At 74.6% G+C, this 21827-nt stretch carries 19 protein-coding genes and 4 pseudogenes; 7 read left to right on the top strand and 16 right to left on the bottom strand.

Features of this window, described 5'->3' with window-relative positions; translation table 11 throughout:
• Positions 1-34 precede the first annotated feature (34 nt).
• The 4 genes from KPL57_RS07830 to KPL57_RS07845 all read right to left on the bottom strand — a co-directional run bounded on the left by KPL57_RS07830 (position 35) and on the right by KPL57_RS07845 (position 4812).
• Entirely contained in the window at positions 35-1336 is a 1302-nt protein-coding gene (locus KPL57_RS07830) for a sorbosone dehydrogenase family protein (protein ID WP_226351055.1), read from the bottom strand.
• A 109-nt stretch (positions 1337-1445) separates the two neighbouring features.
• On the bottom strand, positions 1446-2333 hold the full coding sequence (locus KPL57_RS07835; protein WP_226351056.1) for an alpha/beta fold hydrolase: 888 nt from the start codon (positions 2331-2333) through the stop codon (positions 1446-1448).
• A complete protein-coding gene (locus KPL57_RS07840) occupies positions 2330-3208 on the bottom strand; it encodes an SDR family oxidoreductase (protein ID WP_226351057.1) in 879 nt (292 codons plus the stop codon). The genes KPL57_RS07835 and KPL57_RS07840 overlap by 4 nt, the downstream gene beginning before the upstream one ends.
• Positions 3208-4812, bottom strand: coding sequence for an NAD(P)/FAD-dependent oxidoreductase (locus tag KPL57_RS07845; protein ID WP_226351058.1), 1605 nt, complete (start codon positions 4810-4812; stop codon positions 3208-3210). The genes KPL57_RS07840 and KPL57_RS07845 overlap by 1 nt, the downstream gene beginning before the upstream one ends.
• A gap of 118 nt (positions 4813-4930) precedes the next feature.
• On the opposite strand from KPL57_RS07845, the gene KPL57_RS07850 reads away from it, so the two are divergent.
• Complete coding sequence (locus KPL57_RS07850) at positions 4931-5983, top strand: AraC family transcriptional regulator ligand-binding domain-containing protein (RefSeq protein ID WP_075306551.1); 1053 nt, start codon at positions 4931-4933, stop codon at positions 5981-5983.
• Between the two features lie 46 nt (positions 5984-6029).
• Complete coding sequence (locus KPL57_RS07855) at positions 6030-6851, top strand: enoyl-CoA hydratase/isomerase family protein (protein WP_226351059.1); 822 nt, start codon at positions 6030-6032, stop codon at positions 6849-6851.
• Here KPL57_RS07855 and KPL57_RS07860 read toward each other — a convergent pair.
• From KPL57_RS07860 to KPL57_RS07885, 6 genes are all read right to left on the bottom strand, one after another.
• Positions 6848-7855 carry a DUF5914 domain-containing protein gene (locus KPL57_RS07860; RefSeq protein WP_226351060.1) on the bottom strand — a complete coding sequence of 336 codons (1008 nt, stop codon included), beginning with the start codon at positions 7853-7855 and terminating at the stop codon, positions 6848-6850. The two genes, KPL57_RS07855 and KPL57_RS07860, sit on opposite strands and share 4 nt — an antisense overlap.
• Before the next feature lie 20 nt (positions 7856-7875).
• On the bottom strand, positions 7876-9513 hold the full coding sequence (locus KPL57_RS07865; protein WP_226351061.1) for an FAD-dependent oxidoreductase: 1638 nt from the start codon (positions 9511-9513) through the stop codon (positions 7876-7878).
• A complete protein-coding gene (locus tag KPL57_RS07870; protein ID WP_226351062.1) occupies positions 9510-10268 on the bottom strand; it encodes a class I SAM-dependent methyltransferase in 759 nt (252 codons plus the stop codon). The genes KPL57_RS07865 and KPL57_RS07870 overlap by 4 nt, the downstream gene beginning before the upstream one ends.
• 84 nt (positions 10269-10352) lie before the next feature.
• Positions 10353-11516, bottom strand: a complete 1164-nt coding sequence (locus KPL57_RS07875) for a polyprenyl synthetase family protein (protein WP_226351063.1) — start codon at positions 11514-11516, stop codon at positions 10353-10355.
• Positions 11517-11750: 234 nt separating this feature from the next.
• Complete coding sequence (locus KPL57_RS07880; RefSeq protein ID WP_075306548.1) at positions 11751-12146, bottom strand: hypothetical protein; 396 nt, start codon at positions 12144-12146, stop codon at positions 11751-11753.
• Positions 12147-12190: 44 nt separating this feature from the next.
• Complete coding sequence (locus KPL57_RS07885) at positions 12191-12520, bottom strand: hypothetical protein (protein ID WP_226351064.1); 330 nt, start codon at positions 12518-12520, stop codon at positions 12191-12193.
• 186 nt (positions 12521-12706) lie between these two features.
• Here KPL57_RS07885 and KPL57_RS07890 point away from each other — a divergent pair, with 186 nt between their 5' ends.
• Entirely contained in the window at positions 12707-13513 is an 807-nt protein-coding gene (locus KPL57_RS07890; RefSeq protein WP_226351065.1) for a hypothetical protein, read from the top strand.
• Here KPL57_RS07890 and KPL57_RS07895 read toward each other — a convergent pair.
• The 5 genes and pseudogenes from KPL57_RS07895 to KPL57_RS07910 form a co-directional block, all read right to left on the bottom strand.
• Positions 13467-14687 carry an acyl-CoA dehydrogenase family protein gene (locus KPL57_RS07895; protein ID WP_226351066.1) on the bottom strand — a complete coding sequence of 407 codons (1221 nt, stop codon included), beginning with the start codon at positions 14685-14687 and terminating at the stop codon, positions 13467-13469. The two genes, KPL57_RS07890 and KPL57_RS07895, sit on opposite strands and share 47 nt — an antisense overlap.
• On the bottom strand, positions 14684-15022 hold the full coding sequence (locus KPL57_RS69450; RefSeq protein WP_308252818.1) for a hypothetical protein: 339 nt from the start codon (positions 15020-15022) through the stop codon (positions 14684-14686). The genes KPL57_RS07895 and KPL57_RS69450 overlap by 4 nt, the downstream gene beginning before the upstream one ends.
• A 110-nt stretch (positions 15023-15132) precedes the next feature.
• Positions 15133-15585: pseudogene (locus KPL57_RS69455) on the bottom strand (3-hydroxyacyl-CoA dehydrogenase NAD-binding domain-containing protein); the annotation flags it as partial.
• 1 nt (position 15586) lies between these two features.
• A pseudogene (locus KPL57_RS07905) lies at positions 15587-16322 on the bottom strand (acetoacetate decarboxylase).
• Positions 16319-17509 carry a CaiB/BaiF CoA-transferase family protein gene (locus KPL57_RS07910; RefSeq protein ID WP_075553932.1) on the bottom strand — a complete coding sequence of 397 codons (1191 nt, stop codon included), beginning with the start codon at positions 17507-17509 and terminating at the stop codon, positions 16319-16321. The pseudogene KPL57_RS07905 and the gene KPL57_RS07910 overlap by 4 nt, the downstream one beginning before the upstream one ends.
• Before the next feature lie 85 nt (positions 17510-17594).
• Between KPL57_RS07910 and KPL57_RS71870 the strand changes: the two are divergent.
• The 3 genes and pseudogenes from KPL57_RS71870 to KPL57_RS69460 all read left to right on the top strand — a co-directional run.
• A pseudogene (locus KPL57_RS71870) lies at positions 17595-17750 on the top strand (helix-turn-helix domain-containing protein); the annotation flags it as partial.
• Between the two features lie 299 nt (positions 17751-18049).
• Positions 18050-18304, top strand: a complete 255-nt coding sequence (locus KPL57_RS07920) for a hypothetical protein (protein ID WP_226351099.1) — start codon at positions 18050-18052, stop codon at positions 18302-18304.
• Positions 18305-18349: 45 nt separating this feature from the next.
• Positions 18350-19972 (top strand): SRPBCC family protein, encoded by a 1623-nt coding sequence (locus tag KPL57_RS69460; protein WP_308252819.1) that lies wholly within the window; start codon positions 18350-18352, stop codon positions 19970-19972.
• Here the strand turns inward: KPL57_RS69460 and KPL57_RS07935 are convergent.
• A pseudogene (locus KPL57_RS07935) lies at positions 19945-20854 on the bottom strand (IS5 family transposase); the annotation flags it as partial. The gene KPL57_RS69460 and the pseudogene KPL57_RS07935 sit on opposite strands and share 28 nt — an antisense overlap.
• Before the next feature lie 437 nt (positions 20855-21291).
• Between KPL57_RS07935 and KPL57_RS07940 the strand changes: the two are divergent.
• The gene (locus KPL57_RS07940) at positions 21292-21759 is read left to right on the top strand and encodes a MarR family winged helix-turn-helix transcriptional regulator (protein ID WP_020626520.1); all 468 of its coding nucleotides are present in this window, start codon (positions 21292-21294) and stop codon (positions 21757-21759) included.
• Positions 21760-21827 lie beyond the last annotated feature (68 nt).

A 21827-nucleotide genomic window follows, 5' to 3' on the forward strand; every position in this document is an offset into this window, starting at 1 on the left:
GCCACCCGGTAGACGGCACCGGCGTCGTCGTCGGTCACGTAGACCGCTCCGTCCGGCCCGACGACGGCCGCGACCGGCCGGCCCCAGCGCGCTCCCGACGGGTCCTGGAACCCGCCGACCAGGGTCTGCTGCGCGCCCAGGGCACCGTCCCGCCACGGGAAGAACGACACCTCCGTGCCCGCGGCGGGTCCGCGTTCCAGGAGCCGTGCACCCCGGCCAGCGCTCCGGCCGCGTACGGCGCGGGCAGCACACCCTCGGTGAACGACAGCCCCAGCGGCGCCGAGTGCGCCGGGAACGACTGCTCCATCGGGGCCAGCGCCGCACAGTCCATCGCGCGCCCGCCGGGGTTGAGCTCGGCGTCGGCCACCAGTGCGACGTCGGCGAAGTCCTGCGCGGACCCCGTGACGCCCGGGTCGGTGTCCGGATCCGGGTTGCAGAACGGCCAGCCCAGCTCGCGGCCCGGGGTGAGCCGGGCCAGCGGCTCGGCCGGGTGGTCGGTCACGTAGCCGTCGACGACCTTCCCGAACGACGAGCCGGTGTCGTCGCCGTAGGGCCGGTCGTAGGGGTAGGGCACGTTGTCGCGGCCGTTGACCGCGGTCCAGACCGAGCCGTCGGGGGCGGTGGCCAGCCCGGTGCCGTTGCGGACGCCGGTCGCGAACGGCGCGGCGGGCCCGCCGGTGGGCGGCATCCGCAGGATCGACGCGCGCGGCGGAGTGGCGTCCCGGTCGGCGACCGAGATGTTGCCGGTCGAGCCGACCGAGACGTAGACCGCGCCGTCCGGGCCGACGGTCACCGACTTCAGCTCGTGGCCGTAGGCGCCGCGCAGGTCGGGGGAGTTGGCATCGGGCAGGCCGGGCACGACGACCCGCTGCCGGGTCGCCACGCCGCGCGCCCAGGTGAAGGCGGACACCTGGTTCGACTCGGCGACGTAGAGGGCCGTGCCGTCCGGGGAGAACGCCAGCCCGTGCGGCTGGGTGAGCCCGGTCAGCAGCGGCCGTTGCGCACCGGTGCGCGACAGCGCCAGCACCCTGCCGTCGTCGGGCACCGAGACGAGCAGCTCACCGTCGGGGCTCCACACGGCCAGCCGGGCGTTCGGGACGCGGGCGAACACCGACATCGTCCAGCCGGCCGGGACGAGTGCGTCGCGGGGTTCGTCGAACGGGGCGGTCGCGGCCCCGGGCGGCACCGACACCGGGACCGGCACCAGGCCCGCACCCGCCGCGGCGACCGGGGCCTCGGCGCCGGACAACGCGTTGGTCACCGGGTTGGGGCCGGTGTCGCAGGCGGCGAGCAGGGGCAGCGTGACCAGGGCGGCCAGCCAGGGGGCGATCCGCATGAACCCGACGCTACGGCCGGAACCGGTCCGTCGCGCGGCGGGGCGCGCGGCCGCCGGACGAGCCCGGACCCGGCCGACCGGGCCCGGGCCAGACCGGCCCGGGCCCGGGCTACCGGGTGCCGGCGCGGGTGTCGCCGGGGATGCCGGCCTGCTGTCCCGCCCGGGCGAGGTGGTCCAGGGCCAGCGTCGCGAACGCGGCGGGCACCTCGATCTGGGGCATGTGCCCCACCCGGCCGAACACGTGCGTCGTGACCTGCGGCAGCCGGCTCGCCGCCCGCAGCTGGGCCGCGGGCAGGATCAGGTCCCGCTCGCCCCACACGGCCAGCGTCGGCTTCGGCGCGCGGGCGAACGCGTCGAGCAGCGCCCGCCGCCAGCCCGGGCGGCCGCCGCGGACGGTGCCCAGCTCGGCCGCGACCTCGGCGAAGGTCTGCGCGAACTCCGGCCGCCGCGCGATCTCCACGGCGCGGGCGACCCGCTCGTCGGTGACCAGGGAGCCGTCGACGAACAGGGACCGCTCCGAGCGTCGGGCGGCCGCGGCGTCGAGGTGGCCCAGCAGGAACCGGCCGAGCAGCGGCACCCCGATGACCCGCAGCGCGGGCGTCACCTCGGCCCCGAACCCGGCCGGGTCGGCCAGCACCAGCGAGACGACGCGCTCCGGGTGCCGGGTGGAGATCAGCAGCGCGACGGCGCCGCCGAGCGAGTTGCCCATGACGTGCGCCGGCCGGGTCTCCCCGAGCGCGTCGAGGGTGACCAGCGCGGTGTCGGCGAGCTTCTCCAGCGTCGCCGGGCCGGGCACCCGGTCGGAGTGACCGAACCCGGCCAGGTCGACCGCGACCACCCGGTACCGGGACAGGAACTCGTGCTGCGGGTCCCAGTCCTCGAGGCTCCGGCCGATGCCGTGCAGCAGCAGGACCGGCTCACCGGCCGGGTCACCGGACTCGCGGACCCGGATCCGGGTGCCCCCGACGTCGACGAAGCGGGGCTGCGGGACGGTCATCGCGCCCCCGCCGATCGCGCCGACTTCGCCGACTTCGCGTTCCCCGAGGCACCGACGATCTTCGCGAAGATCCGGATGCTGTTCGCCGGGGCGAGCCGGGCCAGCAGGTCCGGGACCTTGGCGCTGATCCCGATGAGCAGCCGCGGGCGGCGCTTCTCGATGGCGTCGACGATCAGCTCGGCGGCCTTCTCGGCGGGGAAGGTCAGCAGCTTCTCGAAGTCCTTCTTCCCCCGCTCGGCCTCCTCGGCCGGGATGTTCACCCCGACCCGGGCGCTCGCGGCGATCCTGGTCCGGATGCCGCCCGGGTGCACCGTGGTGACGCTCGCGCCGACCTGGGCGAGCTCGGCGCGCAGCGCCTCGGAGAACCCGCGGATCGCGAACTTCGACGACGAGTACGCCGACTGCCCCGGCGGGGCGATCAGCCCGAACAGGCTGGACACGTTGACCACGTGCGCGCCGGGGCGCGCGGTCAGCGCGGGCAGCAGGGCGTGGGTCAGCCGCACCGGGGCGCGGAAGTTGACGTCCATGACCCAGTCGAACTCGTCGAGGGTCAGCCGGGCGAAGTCCCCGCCGAGCGCGACGCCGGCGTTGTTGACCAGCAGCCTGATCTCCGGGTGACCGGCCAGGATCCGGGCCGCCAGCGCGTCGACGGCCTCGCGGTCGGCCAGGTCGACGGTCTCGGTGGTCACCGACAGGCCGGGGTGCTTCGCGCGGATCGCGGCGGCGACGGTGTCGAGCCGGTCGCCGTCGCGGTCGACGAGCACGAGGTCGCTGCCGCGTTCGCCCAGGAGCTTCGCGACGTGCTCGCCCATGCCACCGGCGGCGCCGGTGACGACGGCGGTGCCCTCGGCGAAACGGAACGGTGAGCGGGCCATCAGGAAGCCACCTCCTGCTGTGCGGCCGCCGGGGCGGCGGTGCCGGATCCGGTGCCGGTCGTGGCGTCGGCGGCGATGCCGGCCGCGGTCGGGGTGGGGACGCGGGCGTCGCGGGCGCCCAGCGCCGAGGCAGGGGTGAGGATCATGTCCCGCTTGAGGTCGGCCCGTCCGAGCCCGACGGCGTCGAGGAAGAAGTTCTGGTGCAGCCGCCACGGGTCCTTGCGGCCCTGGCGGGGGAACAGGTGCTCGGAGCGCTTCACGTAGTTCGACTCGATGTCGAGCAGCGGGCGGTCCGGCGAGACGGTCGGGGCCGGGGTGGCGATCGCGATCCGCTCGCGGTCCATCAGCGCCAGCAGCTTCGGCACGTAGCGGGCGACGAGGTCGGCGCGCAGCGTCCAGGACGCGTTGATGTAGCCGATGCAGAACGCCAGGTTCGGGATGCCCGAGAGCATCAGGCCGCGGTAGGTGACGGTCTTGCCGATGTCCACCTGCTCGCCGTCGACGTGGATCGTGATGCCGCCCAGCGGGCTCAGCGACAGCCCGGTCGCCGACACGATCACGTCGGCCTCCAGCTCCTCGCCGGAGCGCAGCCGGATGCCGTTGGCGGTGATCCGGTCGATGTGGTCGGTGACGACCGAGGCGTCCCCACGGTTGATCGACTTGTAGAAGTCGCCCTCCGGGATGACGCACAGGCGCTGGTCCCACGGGTCGTAGCTCGGGGTGAAGTGCTGGTCGACGTAGGCCTCGTCCTTGAGGAACTTCAGGGCGAGCCCGCGCAGGACCTTCTTCACCCGCTCCGGGCGGCGCCGGGCGAGCTGGTAGAACGCCTGGGTCAGCGTCACGTACTGCAGGCGCAGGATGGCGTGCGCGAGCTTCGCGGGCAGGAAGCGGCGGAGCTGGTCGGCGACCGGGTCCTTGCTGGGCAGCACCGTCAGGTACGACGGTGAGCGCTGCAGCATGGTGACGTGCCCGGCCCGGGCGGCCAGCGACGGGATCAGGGTGACGGCGGTGGCGCCGGAGCCGATGACGACGACCTTCTTGCCGGTGTAGTCCAGGTCCTCCGGCCAGAACTGCGGGTGCACCCAGGTGCCGGCGAAGTCCTCCCGGCCCGGGAACTCGGGCTGGAAGCCCCGGTCGTAGTCGTAGTAGCCCGAGCACATGAACAGGAACGAGCAGGTGTAGCGCTTCGGGCCGTCGGCAGTGGTGGTCTCGACGGTCCACCGCGCGGTGGTGGAGTCCCAGGAGGCGTCGACGACCTTCGTGCCGAACCGGATCCGCTCGGTCACGCCGTACTCGCGGGCGGTCTCGGTGATGTAGCGGCGGATGTCGGCGCCGTCGGCGATCGACTTCGGCTCGCGCCACGGCCGGAACGGGTAGGCCAGGGTGAACATGTCCGAGTCCGAGCGGATGCCCGGGTAGCGGAACAGGTCCCAGGTGCCGCCGATGTTCTCGCGGCCCTCCAGGATCACGTAGTCCTTGCCGGGCAGCTCCTGGTGCAGCCGGGCCGCCGCACCGATACCGGAGAGCCCGGCCCCCACGATGATCACGTCGCGGTGCTCGACGGCGGTGCCGTCCGGAGCGGGTGTCGTACCGGCCTGGGTCATGTGGTCCTCCTCATCGGGCGCGTCCGCGCTGACTACCTCTGTCGACCGGGGTCCAGTGTGCCCCAAACCTACCCGGAGTAACTTGACCTGGCGCGACAACAACTTACCCTCGGACGACATGGGAACCGGATCACTCACCCGGGCGAGGGCGTTGCGTGGGTTCGTCGCGCTGGTCGGGGAGCTGGGCGGCGACGGCGCCGAGCTCTTCGCCCGGTTCCGGATCCCGATCGACGCCGTCGAGGGCAACGACCCGGACGCGCTGGTCCCGACGCGCTCGGTCGCCAGGGTGCTGGAGACCGCGGCAGCCGAGCTGGGCTGCGGCGACCTCGGGCTGCGCCTCGCGCAGCGGCAGGGCCCGGAGATCCTCGGCCCGCTGGCCGTCGCCGTCGAGGCGTCCCCGACGCTGGGGGCCGCCCTGGACTGCGCCTCGCGCTACCTCTACGTGCACAGCCCGGTGCTGACCGTCGGCGCGGTGCCCGACCCGGAGGGCGTGCCGGGGGTGACCGGCGTGGCGTACGGCAGCACCGAGCCGCTCCCGCCGCAGGTCGCCGACCTCGGCACGGGGGTGCTGCACCGGATCGTGAGCCTGCTGGCCGGCGGGCCCTACGGCCTGCGCTCGGTGCACCTGCCGCACGAGGCACCGCCTGCCCCGGAGCGGTTCCGCGAGTTCTTCGGGGCCGAGGTCCGCTTCGACCGGCCGGCCGCGGTCCTGCGGGTGCCCGGCGACCTGCTGCGAAGGCCGGTGGCCGGCGGGGACGAGACCGTCCGGGCCATCGCGATCGAGTACCTGGAGACCCATTTCGCGCGCCCCGGCCGCACCGTCACCGACCGGGTGCGAGCCGCGGTCGACCGGTCGCTGGGCACCGGGCCGGTGCGCATCGGCTCGGTGGCCCGGCTGCTGCGGGTGCACCCACGGACCCTGCAACGCCACCTCGCGGCCGAGGGCACGACCTTCGAGACCGTCGTCGACGAGGCGCGTCGGGACACCGCCGAGCGGCTCATCCTGCGGACCGACCTGCCGTTCACCCAGGTCGCGGCCATGGTGGGGCTGGCCGAGCAGTCCGCGCTGTCGCGGGCGGCGCGGCGCTGGTTCGGCGAGTCGCCCCGCGCCCTGCGCCGGGCCGGCCCGGGCGGGCTGCCGGCGCCCCCGGTGCCGGCCGCCCACGGATGACCATCATCCGCGGGGGTGGCAGGGTGCTCACCACGGTCGCCCGACGATGGGCCCGACGAAGGGGGTACGAGTGTCCGACGCGGTGCTGCTCACCCGGCTCGACGGCCCGGTGCTCACCCTCACCCTGAACCGCCCGCACCGGCGCAACGCGATCGACCGGGCGCTGTGGGACGCCCTCGGCGAGGCGCTGCACCGGGCCACCGTCGACGAGGAGGTCCGCGCGGTCGTCGTCACCGGCGCCGGTGGTGCCTTCTGCGGCGGCGCCGACCTCGACCCGGCTGCCCGCGGGGCGGACGCCGAGCACCCGACCCGGCTGATGCGGCGGATCAACGACGTCGCGCTGGCGCTGCACGAGCTGCCGGTGCCGTCCGTCGCGGTCGTCGACGGTGTCGCCGTCGGTGCCGGGTGGAACCTCGCGCTGGGCTGCGACCTCGTCGTCGCCACCCCCGCGGCGCGGTTCTCCCAGATCTTCGCCCGCCGGGGCCTGTCGGTGGACTTCGGCGGGACCTGGCTGCTGCCCCGGCTGGTGGGGATGCAGCAGGCCAAGCGGCTAGCGCTGCTCGCCGAGACGATCGGCGCCGAGGAGGCGCACGCGCTCGGCCTGGTCACCTGGGTCGTCGACGGCGACGAGCTGCCCGCCTTCGTCGCCGACATCGCCGGCCGGCTCGCGGACGGACCGCCGGTCGCGCTGGCCAGGGACAAAGCGATGCTGCACGCCGCGACCCGGTCGTCGTTCGCCGAGGCACTCGACGCCGAGGCCATCTCGCAGGCGATCAACTTCGTCACCGACGCCCCCGAGGGGATCGCCGCGTTCGTCGAGCGCCGCGACGCCGGGTTCGACGGGCGGTGGCGGTTCGACCGGACCTAGCGCGCCCGCAGCGCGTAGCGGCGCTCGGCGTAGTCGAGGTCGTCGCGCCACAGCTTCGTGGCGGCCGCGGCCATCGCCGGGCGGATCGCCGGGGCGAGCCGGGTCGCCACCGCGAAACCGGGCCGGTCCGACCCGGCGACGACGGCCTCGATCACCGCGGTGCGCGGCCGCCCGTCGGGGCCGGGGCCGAGCGGGGTCGCGTGGGTCTCGACGACCGACCCGACACCCTCGCCCTCCACGATCCGCATGACCACGGTGCGCGGCTCCGGGCACACGAACTCCGCCCGCACCGGCACACCCAGCCCCGGTCCGACCTTGAAGGTGACGCTCACGAGGAACCGGTCGTCGTCGGGGGCGACGTCGGTGACGGCGGGCGCGGAGTCCACCGTCAGCCGCTGGAACGAGTACGGGTGGAACCAGGCGCCGTGCCACGGGTCGAGCCGGTTGGCGACGATGTCCTCCGGCTCGCACACCCCGGTCAGCGTGGTGACGGCGTCGAGCACCGCGCCGGCCGGTCGGGCCGGGACGACGGGGGCGTCGGTCGGCTCCTCGCCGCCGAGGTCGTCGAGCCGCACCCAGACCAGGACCCCGTCGTCGTGGACGGGCAGCACCGCCCAGCCCGGGCCGGACCGGGCGCCCAGGCGCAGCCCGTGCCAGCGGCACACCAGCTCGCCGCAGTCGACGGCGGCCAGCGCCATCGGTGCACCGAGGTGCGGGCAGGCGCCGGGACCCACCCGGACCGTGCCGTCCTGCTCCCGCCACGCGACGAGCTCGGTCCCGCCGACCCGGACGCCGTGCGGCCGGTCGCGGCGGATCTCGCGGCTCGCGGCGACGACGAACCAGTTCCCCGACGGACGTGCCTGTGCCCGCTCCAGCGAGGCCGAGATCAGCTTCGGGTCCGCGCCGGCGTAGGTCGGCTTCTGCGCCGCCCACCGCTGCGACGGAAGCGGCTGCAGCGGCCAGTGGGACGGCCAGTTCTCGGTGATCCGGGAGAGCAGGGTCATGGCGTGGTGTCCTTCGGGGGTCAGGTGCGCATCGCGTACTCGGCGGCGCGCCGCAGCGGACCGAGGCGGCCGCTGGTGGGGACGGTCTCGAGGGGGTGGCCGGCCAGACCCCAGCCGGCGAGCAGCCGGTTCGCCGCCTGCCAGCCGGTGCTCGCGGCCCGCTCCATGAGCGCGACGGGCAGGTCGATCCGGATGCCGTCGCCGGCCAGCACCAGGCCGTCGACGGGGGTGGCGACCGTGGGCCGCCGCGCGAAGTCGCCGACGCCGAACATCGGGCAGTCCGCCCGCCACTGCACCAGTTCGCCGACCACCCCGGCATCCGCGGTCTCGGGGTAGAGCTCGTGCAGCCGGGCGACCGTGCGACGGCGCAGCTCGGCGGTCCAGGCGTCGTCGCCCGTGCCCGGCGGCGGCGCCGCGGAGTAGGCGTGGAGCTCCACGACGGACCCGCCGTGGTGGGCCGCCCAGCCCGCGGCGTCGCGCTCGTAGCGGTCCAGCACGGAGATGTTGTCGAGCGGGTCGAGCCCGCCGGTGCCGAGGAACGGCGGGCGGGCGGCGTCGACGGGCCGGTCGAGCCACAGCCGTTGCACGAGGAACGGCGGGGCGCTGCCCAGCGCGGCGACGTCGGCGCGCCAGCGGGCGAGCGCGTCCGGCCCGTCGACGGCCGAGACGGGGTCGCCCAGACCGGGGGAGGCGGCGACGATGTCGCGCAACCCGCGTACGTCCGGGGCCAGCACGACCGCGTCCGCCTCGCTGCTGCCGCCGGTGCCGCCGCCGTCGTGATGATTCACGTGGAACCGTCCACTGCCGACACCGTCGGCCGGGGACCGTTCTGCCGGGGATCGTTCGACCGAGGAGACCGTGACCCCGGTCCGGAACGTGACGCCGCGGGTGGTCAGGTAGTGGCGCAGCGGCTCCCACAGCGCGGTGTCGAAGCCCGCGTCGGGCACGTCGAACATCAGGCCCTCGGAGGAGCCGAGGAAGTAGATGTGGAACATCGTCGCGAGCTCGGCGGCCGACATGGTCGAGGGCGGTGCGAAGAAGCTGCGGGAGAACACCTCGAACGCCAGGTGCCGGGCCGCGGGCGGGAAGTTGATCGACTCGACGAAGCTCTGCGCGTCGACGTGGTCGATCGCCTCGTAGATGCCGGGCACGCTGACCGCGGCCAGCGGCGCGGCGGCGCGGGCGTCGAGGCGCAGCAGGTCCGACGGGCGGAAGGTGGGGCTGCGCAGGGCGAACAGCACCGCGTTCCACGGCGGGGTGCGCGGCAGCCCGCGGAAGGTGTCCCGGCGCCCGTCGGCGTCGACGAGCGGGTAGTCCTCCAGGGGCACCAGCCGCTCCAGCTCGGGGTCGCCCCGGCGCAGCAGCGCGCGCAGGTTGTAGTACTGGCGGAAGAACGCGTGGAAGCCGCGGCTCATCGACACCGGGGTGCCGTCGGGCAGCGGCTCCGACCAGCCGCCGACCCGCCCGCCCAGGTAGGGCTCGCGCTCCAGTAGCTCGACGACGACCCCGCGCTCGGCGAGCCCGGTCGCCGCGGCCAGCCCGGCGATCCCGCCGCCGACGACGACGACCCGCGGTCGCCGCCCCAGTTGCCCGGCGTCGCCGAGGCCGCCGGCGGGCTCGTGGCGGACCCGGCGCGGGTCGGTCGGGCGGGCGGTCACGACCGCGTCCCGAGCACGGTGTGCACGACGCCGTTCTGCCAGCCGGTCATGGTCTCGGAGTGCACGGCGTCGAACCCGGCGCCGCGCACCCGGTCGCGCAGGCGGCCGATGCCGTCGAAGGTGTTCACGCTGCGCCACAGGTGCCGGTACAGCGCGGTCCCACCGGTGGTCATCCGGCCGAGCGGCACGATGATCCCCCAGCAGACCGCGTGCCAGGACAGCCGGGCGCGGGGCGAGTCGGCCACCGAGTACTCGTGCAGCGCGAGCACCCCACCGGGGCGCAGCAGGTCGCGGAAGCGGCGCAGCTGGGCGTCCGGGTCGTCCAGGTTGCGCAGCAGGTAGGCGGCGAGGATCCCGTCGAACGGGCCCTCGACCCCGTTCTCGGCGAGGGCCTCGGCGGTGGAGTGCACGAACCGCACCGACGCCGGCCACGGCTTGGTGCGGGCGCGCTCCAGCATCCCGGCCGAGGCGTCGACGGCGACGATCTCGGCGCGCGGGGCGACCCCGAGCAGCGCCGCGGTGGAGGCCCCGGTGCCGCAGCCCGCGTCGAGCAGCCGCAGCCCGGCGCCGTCCCGGGGCAGCCGCATCCGGGCCGCGGAGGCGCGCAGGTGGTCGTGGTAGCCGGGGTTCATCCCGACCAGCCGGTCGTAGTCGGCCGCGCCGTCGTCGAAGTGCGACGGCACCTGCTCGCGCGGCAGACCCGCGCGGCCGACGGTTCCGGGGCGGGCGGGGCGGGACGGGGAACGGTCGGCCATGTCCGCGAGCCTAGGACCGCCCACGGCGCCCGGCGCGTCGGGTCGCATCCTGGTGCACCGCAGCCGTTCGCGGGGCGGGCCCGGTCAGGAGACCCGGTCGGCGCAGCGCACGGCCATCGCCCGCAGCACCGCGGCGACGTCGTCGCCGAGCAAGCCGCCGTCGACCGCACCGTCCACCAGCCGCAGCGCGCCCTGCACCCGGGTGGCGATCAGCTCCTCGATGCGGCGGCGGGCGCCGGTGGACTCGATCGCGACCCGCGCCGCGGCGACGTCGACCGGACCGTCGGTCTCGTCGGAGCCGGGCAGCAGCGCGTCGAGGGTGTCCCGGGTGGCCGGCCCGGCGACCTCGCGGGCCAGCACGACCAGGCTGGTGGCCTTGCGCTCGGCCAGGTCGTCGCCCGCGGTCTTGCCGGTGGCGTCGGTGCCGAACACGCCCAGCACGTCGTCGCGCATCTGGAAGGCCTCGCCGACCATCGTCCCGTAGTCGCCGAGGGCGGTGAGCAGCTCCGGCCCGGCGCCCGCCATCGCGGCACCGAGCTCCAGCGGGCGGCGCACGGTGTAGTTGCCGGACTTGCGACGCAGCACGTCCATCACCTCGTCGAGGGTGGGGACGCGGCGTGCCTCGTTGAGCAGGTCGGCGAACTGGCCGACGGCCAGCTCGGAGCGCATCTCGTCGTAGCGTGGCCAGCCGCGGTCCAGCGCGGCGCGCGGCAGCCCGCTCTCGCGCATCGCCTGCTCGGCCCAGACCAGGCACAGGTCGCCCAGCAGGACCGCGCCGGACTCGCCGAACCGCTCCGCGGAGCCGGACATGCCCTGGCCGCGATGCCAGGAGGCGAGCTGGACGTGCACCGTCGGCCGGCCGCGACGCAGCTGCGAGCGGTCCATGACGTCGTCCTGCAGCAGCGCGAACGCGTGCAGCAGCTCCAGCTCCAGCCCGGACACCGCGGCCAGCGCGGCGGGGGAGTCCGGGGCGGCGGCCCGCCAGCCCAGGTAGCCGAACATCGAGCGCAGGTACTTGCCGCGACCGACGAAGTCGCTCAGCACCCCGGTCACGACGTCCGCCCCGCGCATCGAGTGGACGTGCTCGGCGCAGCGACGGCGCACCGTCTCCGCGACCTGCTCACGGACCCGGTCGCGGATCTCCTCCGCCCAGCCCGGATGGGTGGGGACGAGCTCGGGGCGCCGGGGCTGTGTGGTCTGCGCGGAGCCGGTCTTCACAGAGCTGGTCTGCACGGACGTGGTCGTCACCGACGTGCTCTTCACGGACGTCACGCGGCCTCCCGTCGGGTCGCCTGGGGTGGTGGGCGGCCGGACGTCGGCGTCCGGACCCGGTCGGGAGCCGAGGGCGCCGCCGGGCCGGGTCCTGTCGAGGGTATGGGGGGTGCCGTCATCGCGCGCGCCGAACCGGACGGACCACCCCGGTCGTGTTCGGACGGACGCGTCCGCATGGTTCGGGTGACCCCCGTCACCGACCCGGGCCGGTCAGCCGGCGCGGAGGAACGACCACGCGGCCAGCCACACCGATCCGGCGACCAGCGCCATCGCCCCGGGCACGTGCACGACCAGGCCCGGGATGCTCCCGAACCACGCCTGGACGAAGGTGAACGCGAAGACCGCGACGGCGAGCACGGACGGCCACCACGACCCGGCCGTGACGACCCGCAGCCACACCGCGGCCGCCGCGGCGAGCCCGGTGACGACGTGCAGCACGATCGCCCCGGCGCCGTGCGGACCGACGTCGCCGCCGGTGAACAGGCCGGCGGCTGTCACGAACTGCCAGGCCAGGACCACGACCGAGGCGGTCGCGAGCACCCGCAGGGCCAGGACGGGCGTGGAGCGGACGGCGTCGGGTGCGGCGTGGCGGTGTGGGACGGTCATTCTTCCAGTCTGCCGAACCGGCCGCAGGTGTACGAACCGGGCGTTCACGCCATCGCAGGTGCGAGTGCCCGCACGCCCACGACGGCCGACCACGCCGGGAGGAAGTGCCGCGCCGGGTCGAGCGCCCGGACGCCGGTGACCGGCACGAAGTGGTGGTCCACGAACGCGCGCAGCGCCGCGGAGTGGCCGCACGGGCCCGGCACGTACGCCACGTCGTCACGCCAGCCGCACTCGCAGGCCGCGCGGTAGGCGACGGCCGGTGCGCGACGCGCGTCGGCCCAGATCCCCGTCGCGCGACCGTCGGCGGTGTCCGCGCTGACGAAACCCTCGTGGTCGTCCGACCCGGGGATCTCCACCGGTCCGATGTCGAGCACGTCGGTGATCCTCCCCGGGAGCCGGACGTGCGCAACGCCGGGGGGCCGGGCGGGCGCCCCGGTTCGCCCGGCGGTCGGCGACCGGTCCCGCGTGGCAGGCTGGACCGGTGACGGACGACGCTCGGGGCGAGGCGGTGCTGGGCGCGGCGAACCGACGCGGCACGCCGGGAGTTCGGTGACGACCTGGTGGCGGCCTACACCCTCGGCAGCCTCGCGCACGGCGGGTTCGCCCCCGCCGTCAGCGACGTCGACCTGGCCCTGGTGCTGTCGGAGACCGGCGGCAGTACGGCGTCGCGGGTGCACGACGTCGTCGCCGCGGCCCGGGACGCCGCCGCGGGCACCGACGGGCTGGCCGAGCGGCTCTCGGTGTTCTGGGCCGACCCGCACACCGTCCGCCACGGCCCCGGTGACCGGCCGGCCCGGCTGCCCGCCGTCGACCGGCTCGACCTGCTCGACTCCGGGGTGCTGCGCCACGGCACCGACGTGCGCGACGGCGCCGTGCGGCCCACCCACGACGAGCTGGTCCGCGGCTCGGCGGAGTTCCTCGTCGAGCGGGTCGACGACGCCTGGCTCGCCGGGATCGCCGACCCGGCGACACTGCTGGCCCGCGGGCCGCGGGCGGTCACCAAGACGGTGCTGTTCCCCGTCCGGTTCCTGCACACCCTCACGACCGGGGAGATCGGCCGCAACGACGCCGCCGTCGCGTCCTACGACGGCGAGCACGGCGCTCTGGCGACCGCGGCCCTGCGGTGGCGCGGCGGGACGCTCGGCGACCGGGTCGCCGCCTGGTCGCTGCTGACCGACCACCTGGCGGGGCTCTACCGGGAGTGCGTCGACGCCCACCTCGCGGCGCTGCCCGATGCCGACCCCGTCGTCGCCGGGCTGCGGGCCCTGCGCGACGCCGTGGCGCTGGTCGGTGCTCCACGGGCCGTGCCGAGGGGCCGGCTCAGTGCTTCGCCGGCTTCCGCCCCACGAACGCCCCGATCCCCGTGACCGCACGCCCCACGACCAGAGTGTTGATCTCCTTGGTGCCCTCGTAGGAGTAGAGGGCCTCGGCGTCGTTGAAGAAGCGGCCGACCTTGTTCTCCAGCAGGATGCCGTTGCCGCCGAACACCTCCCGGGCCCGCGCGACGGCGTCGCGCAGCATGATCGTCGCCTGCCGCTTGGCCAGGGCCGCCTGCTCGTCGCGGAAGGTGCCGTCGTCCTGCATCTGCGCGACCTTGACCGCCATCCCGAGCGAGGCCACGACGTCGCCCAGGATCGACACGAGATGGTCCTGCACCAGCTGGAACGACGCGATCGGCTGCCCGAACTGGACGCGCTCGACGGCGTAGTCGCGGGCCAGCTCGTACACCCCGGCCATCGCGCCGACCGCGTTCCAGGCGACCCCGCCGCGGGTCACCCGCAGCACCCGGTTGGTGTCGCGGAAGGACTCCGCACCCGGCAGCCGGTTCGCCTCGGGCACCCGCACACCGTCGAAGGTGAGGTCGGCGTTCTGCACCGAGCGCAGTGCGAGCTTGCCCTCCATCTTCGTCGCGGTGAAACCGGGCATGTCCTTCTCGACGACGAAGCCCTTCACCGGGCCGCCGGTGGGGTCGTCGGTCACGTCGCGCGCCCACACGACCACCAGGTCGGCGAAGGTGCCGTTGCCGATCCAGCGCTTCGCACCGTCGATCACCCACACCGCGTCCGCGCCGTCCCCCTCGCGCCGCGCGGTGGTCTCCAGCCCGCCCGCGACGTCGGAACCGCCGTGCGGCTCGGACAGCGCGAACGCCCCGATCAGCTCCATCCGCCGCATGGCGGGGAGCCAGCGCTGCTTCTGCTCCTCCGAGCCGCACAGGTCGATCGAGGTGAGCGCGAGCCCGGCGTGCACGCCGAAGAAGGTCGCCATCGAGGGGTCGACGCGGGACAGCTCCATCGACACGAACGACGTGAGCAGCCGCGAGTACGCGGGCCGGTCCGGCCACTCCCGGGCCAGGCCGACGACGTCGAGCTCGGCGAAGCCGGGGATGAGCTCGTGCGGGAACTCGGCGCGGTCCCAGTAGTCGTCGGCGATCGGGGCGATCCGGGTCTCGGCGAACTCGCGGACCCGGGCGAGAATCTTCTTCTCCTGCTCGCCCAGCAGGTCCAGGTAGCCGTAGAGGTCGGCGGGCAGGGGGCTGGTCATGACTGCTCCAGAATGTCGTCGCGGGCGGCGAGCACGGCGGTCTCGGCGCGGTCGCGTGCGGTGGTCAGCGCCTCGCGGCTGGGGCCGTAGGCGTCCTCGGTGGCGCTGCTGATCGCCTCGACGGTGTCGGCGTCGAGGGCGGGGTTCCCCAGGTCGGCCCAGCGGCGCGCCATGCCCGGGCCGAGGTGCTCGAGCAGGTGGCGCAGGCCGCCGTCACCGCCGCCGAGGTGGAAGGACAGGAACGGCCCGCCGGTCGCCCAGCGCGGGCCGAGCGCCCCGGTGACCACCCGGTCGAGCTCGGCGGGGGAGACCACGCCGTCGCGGACCAGGGACACGGCTTCGCGAACAGCGCGGACTGGAGCCGGTTCCCGACGAAGCCGTACACCTCCTTGTGGATCTCGACCGGGTCCTTGCCGACGCCGCGCAGGAACGCCGCGGCGCGCTCGACGGCGTCCCGCCCGGTCCGCCGCCCGGCGACGAGCTCGACGAGCGGCAGCACGTGCGGCGGATTGAACGGGTGCGCCACCAGCAGCCGCGCGGCGGCGTCGTCGGGCAGCTCGGCGGCGATGTCGCTGGGCAGGATCCCGGAGGTGGAGCTGAGCAGCAGCGCCCCGGTGGGGGCGTGCGCCGCCACCGTCGCCCAGATCTCCCGCTTGACCGCCAGGTCCTCCGGGCCCTGCTCCTGGACGACGTCGGCGCCTGCGACGGCGACGGCGAGGTCGGGCTCGCACACGACCCGGTCGAGCAGGTCCGGCGAGCCGAAGCGCGCCACCTCGGTCTCGACGACGTCGGCCAGGTCCGGCCGCGGGTCGGTGACGACGACGTCGTGCCCGGCCGCGGCCAGCAGCACCGTCCAGGAGACGCCGATCGTGCCGGCGCCGATCTCGGTGATCCTCATGTCAGCGCTCCAGGTAGTCGTGCACGGTCTCGACCGGCGCCAGGGTGAGGTCGGTGAGCACGTGCGATGCGGAGACGACCTCGCGCACCGGCAGGTCCGCCAGCGGTGCGAGGACGTGGTGGAACAGCTGCAGCCGCGCCGGGCCGGTGAAGGCGCGCTTCACGGTCAGGTCGGTGATCCGGGTGCGGACCAGGCGGGCGTCGACCGGGCCGGAGCGGCCGGGGGACGAGCTTGACCATGAACGTCGGGACGCCGATCTGCGCGGCGGCCTCGGCCGGATCGAGCGGGGCGTGCTGGTAGGCCATCGTGGCGACGGCGACCGGCAGCGACCCCTTGTGCAGGGTCCCGACCAGCGCGCCGTCCTCCACGGTCAGCCGCGGGGTGCCGAACGCCTTGGGATAGGCGCTCTGCTCGCGACCGGCGAAGGTGGCCGGCGAGTTGTCCAGCCACATCCCGTGCAGGTACTCGCCCTGCTCGCCGTCGAAGGAACAGGCCAGCGCCTGACCGGACTCGGTGTAGGGGCCGAACCCGTCGACGTCGCCCATGTGCATGACCTCGAACCGGACCAGCGGGTCACCGGCCACCAGCGGCTCGGGCAGGGCGTGGCGGAACGCGTCGGGGTCGGTGCGGTAGACGACGTTGAGGTACTCGCGGTCGGTGAACCGGTGCGCCCCGGGCGGGAACGCCGGCGCGGTGAGCGGGGTGGTCCCGGCGGCGAGGACGTCGGCGGCCCTCATCGGACCAGCACCCCCTCGGCGACGAGCGCGTCGATCTCGTCCTCGGTGCGCCCCAGCTCGCGCAGCACCGCGGCGCCGTCGGCACCGAGTGCGGGGGCGGGGGTGCGCATCCCGGCCGGGGTGGCCGAGAGCCGGACCGGGAAGCCGATCGAGCGGTAGCGGCCCTCGGTGGGGTGCTCGGCCTCGGTCAGCAGACCGCCGGAGGTGACGTACGGGTCGGTCTCGGCGTCGTCGACGGCGAGCACCGGCGCGAACGGGATCGAGTGCTCGGCGCACAGCGCCGCCCACTCGTCGGTGGTGCGCTGCGGGGCGAGCTCGCCGATCAGCGCGTACAGCTCGGGCTGGTGCGCCGCCATCGCCGGCGAGGTGGCGAACCGCTCGTCGGCGGCCAGGTCCTCACGGCCGGCCGCGGCGAAGAAGTCCGCGATGTTGCGCGGGGTGTAGGGCAGGATGCACGCCCAGCCGTCCTTCGTCGCGACGGCCTCGTGCCCGGCCGCCATCGACCGGTTGAACCCGGTCGGGCCCTCCGCGGGCACGAAGGTGTGCCCGGACAGGTGCTCCACCAGGTTGAACGCGAGCAGCGTGTCGGTCATCGGGACCTCGACCAGCTGCCCCTCACCGGTGGCCCGCTGGTGGATCACCGCGGCCAGCGTGGAGTAGGCGATGGTCAGCGCGCACACCTTGTCCGCGAGGATCGTCGGCGCGTACGACGGGGTGCCGGTCGCCCGCCGCATCAGGTCCACCATCCCCGAGGACGCCTGGACGATCTCGTCGTAGGCGGCCCGGTCGGCCAGCTCGGAGTCGCTGCGGAAGCCCTGCGCCCGCACCTGAACCAGACGCGGGAAGCGTTCGGCGACCCGCCCGGGATCGAGCCCGAGCCGCTCCAGCGCACCGGGGCGCATGTTCGTGACGAGCACGTCGGCGGTGTCGAGCAGGTCGTCGAGCACGGCCCGCCCGGCGTCGGTCTTGAGGTCGAGGGCGACCGAGCGCTTGTTGCGGTTCACGTTCAGCGCGAGCGCACCCATGCCGGGGTGGCGCTGGGGCAGCGTCCGGCGGGTCATGTCCCCGGCGGGCGGCTCGATCTTGATCACCTCCGCGCCCAGGTCACCCAGGATCTGGCAGGCGTAGGGGCCCATGACCACCGAGGCCAGGTCGATCACCCGCAGCCCGTCCAGTGCGCCACCCATGTCGTGCTCCCTCCGGTCGGTCCGCGATCACGTTCTCCATGAGCATGGCTAACTTCTCTCGCTCCTGCGAGCTACCCTTACCCATATGCGTAAGCACCACCGGACGGTGGACCGGGTGGCTGGTCTGCTCGAAGCCGCCGCGCGCCGCCCCGACGGCAGCACCCTCTCCGCGCTGGCCCGGCGCGTCGGTGCCCCGGTGTCCTCGGTGCAGAAGCTCGTCGACGGTCTCGTCGCCACCGGCTACCTCGACGAACGCGACCGTCGCTACACCCTGGGGCCCGCGCCGTGGATGCTCGCGGCGAGAGCGGGAGAACCACCCGTCCCGGCGATCCCGCACGAGGCACTCGACCAGCTGGCCCGGCACACCGGCCTGCCCGTGCTCCTCGCCGCCCGGATCGGCGACGACGTCGTCTACCTCGACTGGGCGGGCGCCGACGAGAGCTTCGACGTGGCGTTGTCCGCCCGGGTCCGCGCGCCGCTGCCCGACACCGCTGCCGGCCGGGTCCTGCTCGCCCACCTCGCCCCGCCGAGCGCAAGCGGGTGGCGCTGGCCGCGCACGACGGCGACCCCGGCGCCGCCGCCGCGCTGCTCGACACCTGCGCACGGATCCGCACCGACGGGTTCGAACGCGGCGCCAGCGGAGCCCTGTTGCCCGGGGCGGTCGCCGTCGCGGTCGCACTCCGCCACGACGGCCGCGTCACGGGGGCGCTCTCGGCCGCCGACCGTGGGTCGGGACCGCTGCCCCGCGGGGTCGCCGACGCACTCGCCGACGCCGCGGACGCGTGGTCGACCTGAGCCGCGCGACGTTTGCCGACCGGTGTGCCGGGAAGGCGACGGTCGATGCGTACCGACTGGATCCGACCCCTGAACGACAGCGACGGCCCCTTCGCGACCGTCGTGCTCGACGCCACGCACGACACCGCCGACGCGACCGAGCAGTACCGCCTGCGCTGGCGCGACCTGCGTGAGCGCCTCGCCGACTCCGGCGCCGACTCCTCGGCGCTCGCCGTCCTCGACGAGGCCGTGACCGCCGCCGACGCCCCCGACGGCACGGCCGGGCGGGTACTGGTCGCCGACGCGACGCGGGTGCTGCTCGACCGGCACACCGAGGTCCCGCCCGAGCGCGGGACCGCGACCTGGGGTGCGGTCCCGGACCTGCTGGGCGTGCTCGGCGCGGTGGGGGAGGACGTGGCGACCGTCGTCGTCGCGCTCGACCGGACCGGCGGTCGGATCCGCGGTGTCGACGGCACCGTCGAGGAGGTGTCGACCGACTCCGGCGGCCCGGTCCACAAGGCGAACGTCGCAGGCCCCGGCGAGGGCTCCGCGGACGCCCGGGTCGAGGAGACCTGGAAGCGCAACGCCCGGGCCGTCGCCGAGCGGGTCGACACGATCGTCCGCGGCGGCAACGCGGACCTGCTCGTCGTCGCCGGGGACGCGGAGTCCCGGGCCCGCCTGCGCGACGAGCTCCCGCCGGCCTCGGCCGGGATCATGGCCGAGATCGAGAACACCGGCGGCACGGCGCCCGAGCAGGTCGACGACACCGTCCGCGCCGCGGCCGACGAGGTCCGCGAGGCCCGCCGCGGCGAGGCCGTCTCGAGCTTCGCGACCGCCTCCGGCCGCGACGACGGGCTCGCCGTCACCGGGCTCGGCGACGTCGTCGGGGCCACCGTGCGCACGCCGTCGAGACGCTGCTGGTCGACCCGTCCGCGGTGCCCGGGACCGAGCTGGTCGCCGGGACCGACCCGGCGGCAGTGGGGGAGAAGGCCGACGAGCTCGTCGGTGACACCCCGGTTCTGTCCGGACCGGCCGCGAACGTGCTCGTCCGGGCGGCCGCCGCGACCGATGCCGCCGTCGTGCTGGTCCACCCGGGCGACGAGGTCTCGCTCACCGACGGTGTCGGCGCCGTCCTGCGCTTCCCGGTCGGTCCCGCCGCCTGAGCCCGCGATCGTCGTGCTCCGTCCCGGGCCGGACCGGCCGGGACGGGGCATGATCGGTTCCATGAGCGACCAGCGGATCGAGACCTCCCGCATCGTCGACGCGAGCCCGGCCGAGATCTTCGCCGTGCTCCGTGACCCGCGTGGGCACGTGGCCATCGACAGCTCCGGCATGCTGATGTCGGCCGAGGGCGAACCGGTCTCGGCGGCCGGGGACACCTTCGTCGTGCACATGGACCGCGAATCGCTCGGCGACCGTCCGATGGGGCGCTACGACGTCACCGTGCACATCGCGAGCTACGTGCCGGACCGCGAGATCTCCTGGACCATCGTCGGCGTCATGCGCCCGCCGGTCGGCCACGTGTACGGCTACCGGCTGGAGCCGGTCGACCAGGCCGACGGCGGCGGCACCCGGGTCGTCTCGTGGTGCGACTGGTCCGACATCCACCCGCAGTACCGCGACTCCGACCTGTTCCCGGTGATCTCCGCGTCGTCGCTCAGAGCGTGTTTGGAAATTCTAGTGGGTTGAGGGTGTCGTGTGTTTCTGCTGGCGGGTGGCGGGGTATCCACGGGCGATGCGGCGGGTGATGGTGTTGATCGCGGCCCAGCGGATCATGGCTTCGGATGTGGTGGGGTGGCGTTCGTAGTCTCGGGCCAGGCGTCGGTGTGCGGTGAGCCAGGCCAGGGTCCGTTCGACCACCCACCTTCGTGGGAGGACGGTGAATCCGCGCTGCTCGGGTGGCTTGCGGATGATCTCGATCGTTGTCTGCAGGATCGTGGCGGCCCAGTCGAGCAGTCGCCCGGCGAAGCCGGCGTCGGCGTAGACGAACCGCACCCTGGTGCGCAGGTAGAGGTTGAGCAGGATCGGCTTGGCGCCGTCGCGGTCCTGTACCGAGGCCGAGCACACCATCGTGGTCAGCAGCAGACCGAGGGTGTCGGTCACGATGAACCGTTTCCGTCCGCCTGTCTTCTTCCCGGCGTCGTAGCCGCGGGAGTCCTGGCCGACGGTGTCGGCGCCCTTGACCGACTGGGAATCGATGATCCCCGCACTCGGCTCCGGATCACGGCCCTCGGCGATACGTAACTGCCCCCGCACGACCGGGAGGATCTTCTCGGTGACCTTCTGCTGTTCCCACTGGTTGAAGTACCAGTAGACGGTCTGCCAGGGCGGGAAGTCCACCGGCAACGCCCGCCAGGCACACCCGGTCCGCACGACATACAAGATCGCGTCCAGCACGTCCCGACGAGCATGAGCAACAGGCCGCCCCCGCCGCGCGAGCGGCGGTAACAACGGCTCGATCACCACCCACTGGGCATCACTGGTGTCCGAGGGGTACCGGCGCGGTCGTTCCTGCATGCCGACCACGATGGAGCACCCCAGCCGTGTCGACCATCCCGACACACCCACCATTTCCAAACACGCTCTCAGGGCGACCCTGGGCATCCTCGCCCGGACCGTGCAGACGTTCCCGGCACCGGTGGTCGCCGTACCACCGTCGTAGCGGTCCGCCGTCACCCCGCTGTCACCCCGTTGTCGTAGCGCGGTGCCGACGACCGGGCCACGGTGCGCGCCGGCACTGGGCGGTGCGGGTGAACCGGACCTGTTTGCGATTGAGCCGCGCACGGCCGGGGAATCCTGGGGCCACGAATGCACGACACGAACTCCTGCACGGACCGGGCGCTGGGGAGCCTTCCGGTCCGTGGGCCCCGGGTCCGGGGTGCGACCGCTTCGGGGGTGGTCGCACCCCGGACCCGTTCCTCGTCGCGGCCACCCCGGCGGGCCGTCGCGGCACGCCGGATCCCGCGGGCTCGGATGTACTCCCGACGCCGAACGCATACCCTGTGGGAATGACCGAGCCCGGAACCGTGGCGCCGCTGGCGCTCGACGAGCAGCTCTGTTTCGCGCTCCACTCGGCGTCCCGCGCGATGACCGGGTGCTACCGCCCGATCCTCGACGCCATCGGGCTGACCTACAGCCAGTACGCGGTCCTGCTCGTGCTGTGGGCCGAGGAGACGGTGCCCCAGCGGGAGCTCGGGGAGCGCATGTTCCTCGACAGCGGCACGTTGTCGCCGATGCTGACCCGGCTGGAGGGCCGCGGGCTGGTCACCCGCGCCCGTCGCCCAGACGACGAGCGCACCGTGCAGGTGTCGCTCACCGAGAAGGGCAAGGCGCTGCGGGACCAGGCCGCCGCCGCGCAGGACGAGGTCATCAAGGCCACCGGCATGTCGACGGACGAGCTGTTCCGCCTCCGGGACGACCTGCAGCGGCTCGCCTCCCGCCTCCGGGCGTCGGAGGCCGGGGCCGCCTCGGCCTGACCGGGGCCGCACCACGCGTCCGCGACGCGGCGCGGATCGTTGCACGGGTATATGCTTGCCGACAGGCA

This window comes from Pseudonocardia sp. ICBG601, from assembly GCF_020496245.1.

Coding starts and splice junctions, on each gene's coding strand:
- KPL57_RS07940 (WP_020626520.1), top strand. CDS start 21,292: ATGACCGAGCCCGGAACCGTGGCGCCGCTGGCGCTCGACGAGCAGCTC.
- KPL57_RS07870 (WP_226351062.1), bottom strand. CDS start 10,268: ATGGCCGACCGTTCCCCGTCCCGCCCCGCCCGCCCCGGAACCGTCGGC.
- KPL57_RS07880 (WP_075306548.1), bottom strand. CDS start 12,146: ATGACCGTCCCACACCGCCACGCCGCACCCGACGCCGTCCGCTCCACG.
- KPL57_RS07860 (WP_226351060.1), bottom strand. CDS start 7,855: ATGACCCTGCTCTCCCGGATCACCGAGAACTGGCCGTCCCACTGGCCG.
- KPL57_RS07850 (WP_075306551.1), top strand. CDS start 4,931: ATGGGAACCGGATCACTCACCCGGGCGAGGGCGTTGCGTGGGTTCGTC.
- KPL57_RS07910 (WP_075553932.1), bottom strand. CDS start 17,509: ATGGGTGGCGCACTGGACGGGCTGCGGGTGATCGACCTGGCCTCGGTG.
- KPL57_RS07840 (WP_226351057.1), bottom strand. CDS start 3,208: ATGGCCCGCTCACCGTTCCGTTTCGCCGAGGGCACCGCCGTCGTCACC.
- KPL57_RS07845 (WP_226351058.1), bottom strand. CDS start 4,812: ATGACCCAGGCCGGTACGACACCCGCTCCGGACGGCACCGCCGTCGAG.
- KPL57_RS69460 (WP_308252819.1), top strand. CDS start 18,350: ATGCGTACCGACTGGATCCGACCCCTGAACGACAGCGACGGCCCCTTC.
- KPL57_RS07895 (WP_226351066.1), bottom strand. CDS start 14,687: ATGACCAGCCCCCTGCCCGCCGACCTCTACGGCTACCTGGACCTGCTG.
- KPL57_RS07835 (WP_226351056.1), bottom strand. CDS start 2,333: ATGACCGTCCCGCAGCCCCGCTTCGTCGACGTCGGGGGCACCCGGATC.
- KPL57_RS07855 (WP_226351059.1), top strand. CDS start 6,030: ATGGGCCCGACGAAGGGGGTACGAGTGTCCGACGCGGTGCTGCTCACC.
- KPL57_RS07830 (WP_226351055.1), bottom strand. CDS start 1,336: ATGCGGATCGCCCCCTGGCTGGCCGCCCTGGTCACGCTGCCCCTGCTC.